Source organism: Micromonospora sp. NPDC047753, assembly GCF_040642735.1.
In the GTDB taxonomy this organism is placed as follows: Bacteria; Actinomycetota; Actinomycetes; order Mycobacteriales; family Micromonosporaceae; genus Micromonospora.
This window is the reverse complement of sequence record NZ_JBEYSL010000671.1, coordinates 1-2,978: the sequence shown is the minus strand read 5'-3', so window position 1 is coordinate 2,978 and position 2,978 is coordinate 1. Positions and strand designations below refer to the sequence as shown.

The 2,978-nt window shown below is 66.3% G+C and carries 3 protein-coding genes and 1 pseudogene; 2 read left to right on the top strand and 2 right to left on the bottom strand.

Annotated features, from left to right (window positions below):
• The first annotated feature begins 99 nt into the window (after positions 1-99).
• Together proC and ABZ749_RS32895 are read left to right on the top strand one after the other, a co-directional pair.
• Complete coding sequence (proC, locus tag ABZ749_RS32900; protein WP_357234769.1) at positions 100-918, top strand: pyrroline-5-carboxylate reductase; 819 nt, start codon at positions 100-102, stop codon at positions 916-918.
• 140 nt (positions 919-1,058) lie between these two features.
• A complete protein-coding gene (locus ABZ749_RS32895) occupies positions 1,059-1,742 on the top strand; it encodes an SLATT domain-containing protein (RefSeq protein ID WP_357234766.1) in 684 nt (227 codons plus the stop codon).
• Here ABZ749_RS32895 and ABZ749_RS32890 read toward each other — a convergent pair.
• Together ABZ749_RS32890 and ABZ749_RS32885 are read right to left on the bottom strand one after the other, a co-directional pair.
• Complete coding sequence (locus tag ABZ749_RS32890) at positions 1,700-2,626, bottom strand: HAD-IA family hydrolase (protein ID WP_357234763.1); 927 nt, start codon at positions 2,624-2,626, stop codon at positions 1,700-1,702. The two genes, ABZ749_RS32895 and ABZ749_RS32890, sit on opposite strands and share 43 nt — an antisense overlap.
• Positions 2,619-2,978: pseudogene (locus tag ABZ749_RS32885) on the bottom strand (metallophosphoesterase); the annotation flags it as partial. The gene ABZ749_RS32890 and the pseudogene ABZ749_RS32885, both read right to left, overlap by 8 nt.

The window sequence follows — 2,978 nt, the reverse complement described above, 5'->3', positions numbered from 1 at the left end:
GCGGGAGCAGATCCTCGGGCTGACCTTCACCCGCAAGGCGGCCGGCGAGCTGGCCCATCGGGCCGCGCCGCGACCCAATGCGAGGGGGTACGGGCCGACATGTCAGCCGGAGTGCACACGGTCGCGGTGATCGGCGCGGGCAAGATCGGTGAGCTGATGCTCTCCGGGCTGCTGCGCTCGGGATGGCCTGTGGACCGGCTGCTGGCCACCGCCCGCCGACCCGCTCGCGCGGAGGAGTTGACCGCCCGGTACGGCGTACGGGTGGTCGACAACCTGACCGCGGTGGACGAGGCCGCTGTGCTCGCGGTCTCGGTCAAGCCGCAGGACGCCGCCGCGCTCCTCGACGAGATCGGCCCCAAGGTGCCGGCCGACAAGCTCGTCATCTCGCTCTGCGCCGGTCTGCCCACCAGCTTTTTCAGCCGCCGGTTGCCCGAGGGCACCCCGGTGGTGCGGGTGATGACCAACACCCCGGCGCTGGTGGACCAGGCGATGACCGCGATCTCGGCCGGCGAGCACGCCACCGGGGCGCACCTCACGCTGGCCGAGGAGATGTTCAAACCGCTCGGCCAGACGATCCGGGTGCCCGAATCGCAGCAGGACGCTGTCACCGCGCTCTCCGGCTCCGGCCCGGCCTACTTCTACCTGCTGGTTGAAGCCATGATCGACGCGGGGATCCTGCTCGGGCTGCCCCGTCAGGTGGCGCACGAGTTGATCGTGCAGACCGCGATCGGGTCGGCGGTGATGCTGCGTGACTCCGGCGAGCACCCGGTCAAGCTGCGCGAGGCGGTCACCTCGCCGGCCGGCACCACCATCTCCGCGATTCGTGAGCTGGAGAAGCACGGCGTACGCGCGGCGCTGCTCGCCGCGCTGGAGGCCGCCCGGGACCGCGCCCGCGAGTTGGCGGCACAGGCCGACTGAGCGATCGGGGCGCGATGAAGCGACTGATCTTTGACCGCTGCAACTCGACCATGCAGGCTGTTGTGGGGCGAGAAGTCTTTTTCCGGTTCCCCAACCCGTGCTAAATCACGGCCCCGCCATGTACTGCCATCGGAGGATTCGTGGTCATCGGCAACGGCAACGTAGATAGGGCACATCATCGGATCCCCCGGCGGGACATGACCATCCGCCCGTTCCCGCTGCCGGCCGAAGGGCAACAGTCGCGTGACGTTGTCCTGCACCGCCTGCGAGAGTGGGCAGAGGCGCAGGCCGAGGACTCGGTTGCCTGGTATCTGCGTGACAAGGCGGTCCGCCGCAGAATCTCGCGCGTGTTGCGCGGTTGCGCCATTCTGTTGGGAGTCGCAGGAGGTGTCGTCCCCCTGGTCAGCGCAGCCAGCGCCGGCAGCGGTGCCAGTTGGGGGTATGTCCTACTGGCCATGGCTGGTGGGTGCTTGGCCTTCGACCACTTCTTTGGGCTGTCGTCCGCATGGATGCGGGATATCGCCACCGCGCAGGCACTCCAGCGGGCGCTCACCGAGTTCCGGTTGGATTGGGCAACCGCAGAGCTTTGCACGGCGAGCGAAAACCACGAAGTCGATTTAGTGGTACAACGGCGCGAGAAACTGATCCGCGTGTTGGTGATGCGCACCGCCGAGTTGGTGGAAGCGGAGACTGACGAGTGGCTGAGCGAGTTTCGAAGCAATATCGGTGATTTGAGTCGGCGGAGCGGGTGGTCAGCGGCCCAGCCCGCCGCCGGCTTCGCTCACTCCGTCGAACCGGCGGCCAGGCAGTCGGATCCAACGTGAGATCGCCCTGACCGTGAAGCTGGGGCGAAGACGTAGTGATCCCGCAACTCATGGAAGGCGTCAAGCGTGACGTCTGGCGCAAACCGTGTTGAGTCGTCGCCCGTGCTCTCTGCTGCACTGACGGCCGCAGGATCCCAATGGGACAGTGCCACCAACTCGCGCCAGAGTTCAGGGTCGTGGTGGGTGCCGTAGCGCGCCCACGCTGCCACCATTCCCGCTCGCTTGGCCATCACCACGTCCTTGCTCAAGTTGTCACCCACGTAGAGGCAGCGGGCGGGCGGAACGTCGAGCTGCTCAGCGATCCGCTGTGCGATGTCGGGGTTGGGCTTGCGTGCCGTCGGCGGGAGAACGCGAACCTCGATCGCCGCCGGAGCCGATCGCCGATCGACGCCGAGCGGGTGCGGCGGTCCAACGAACCGAGGCGCGTAGACCGCTTCCAGCATCGACTCCAACCCGAGAGCTCGTGCTCGGCTGCTGATGTTCACGTCCTTGGCCTCGGTGTGGCCCACTATGCGACAACCCGTGGCCTTGACAGCCTGGAGGGTGCTTTCTACGTCCCTGTAGAGGTGGAGATGGTGTCGCCGGACTTCGTTAAAGGCGGCGAAAGCTGGCAGCAAGTACTCGTGTCGCGCCCGCTGGCTCATCGCGGGCAGATGTCGCTCGACCGTCGCGGTCTCGAGCAACGCGAAGGGATGTTCGGTGTTGCCGCGTAAGCGGTGCACGAACTGGAGATCGTTACGCACCTCGTCATCGGGCACGTCTAGGAGCTTGGCAGCCACGGTCACCATCGCTCGGACCGCAGGTACGAAGTACGCCACCCAGTCGTACAACGTGTTGTCCATGTCGAGGATGAGCGCGTTTATGATCGGGCGTCTGTCAGCCATTTGGAACGACCTGCCACGCAGCGATCTCCAGCCGGCCGTCTGCCCCGGTGGCCAACGGCGCCCGCCAGGTCATGAAGCGCTCGAACGCGCCTTGCTGTTGACTCCGGTACATCTCCAACTCCACAACGGAACCTACCACCCTGATCAGGTTGAAGAAGTTACGCCGCCCGTCTGACGATCTCGAGCCGCTGCTCCCGCCGCCGACAATGTTGAAGCGTCCCAACTCCCAGCGCTCGTTGCTGTACTCCGGAAGGTGGTACGCCTCAGCACGCCAGACGAACGCACGGTGCTTGTGGCCGTGCACTACGAGGTGTACACCATCACGGGCACCCATGCGCTGGATCCTGGGCGC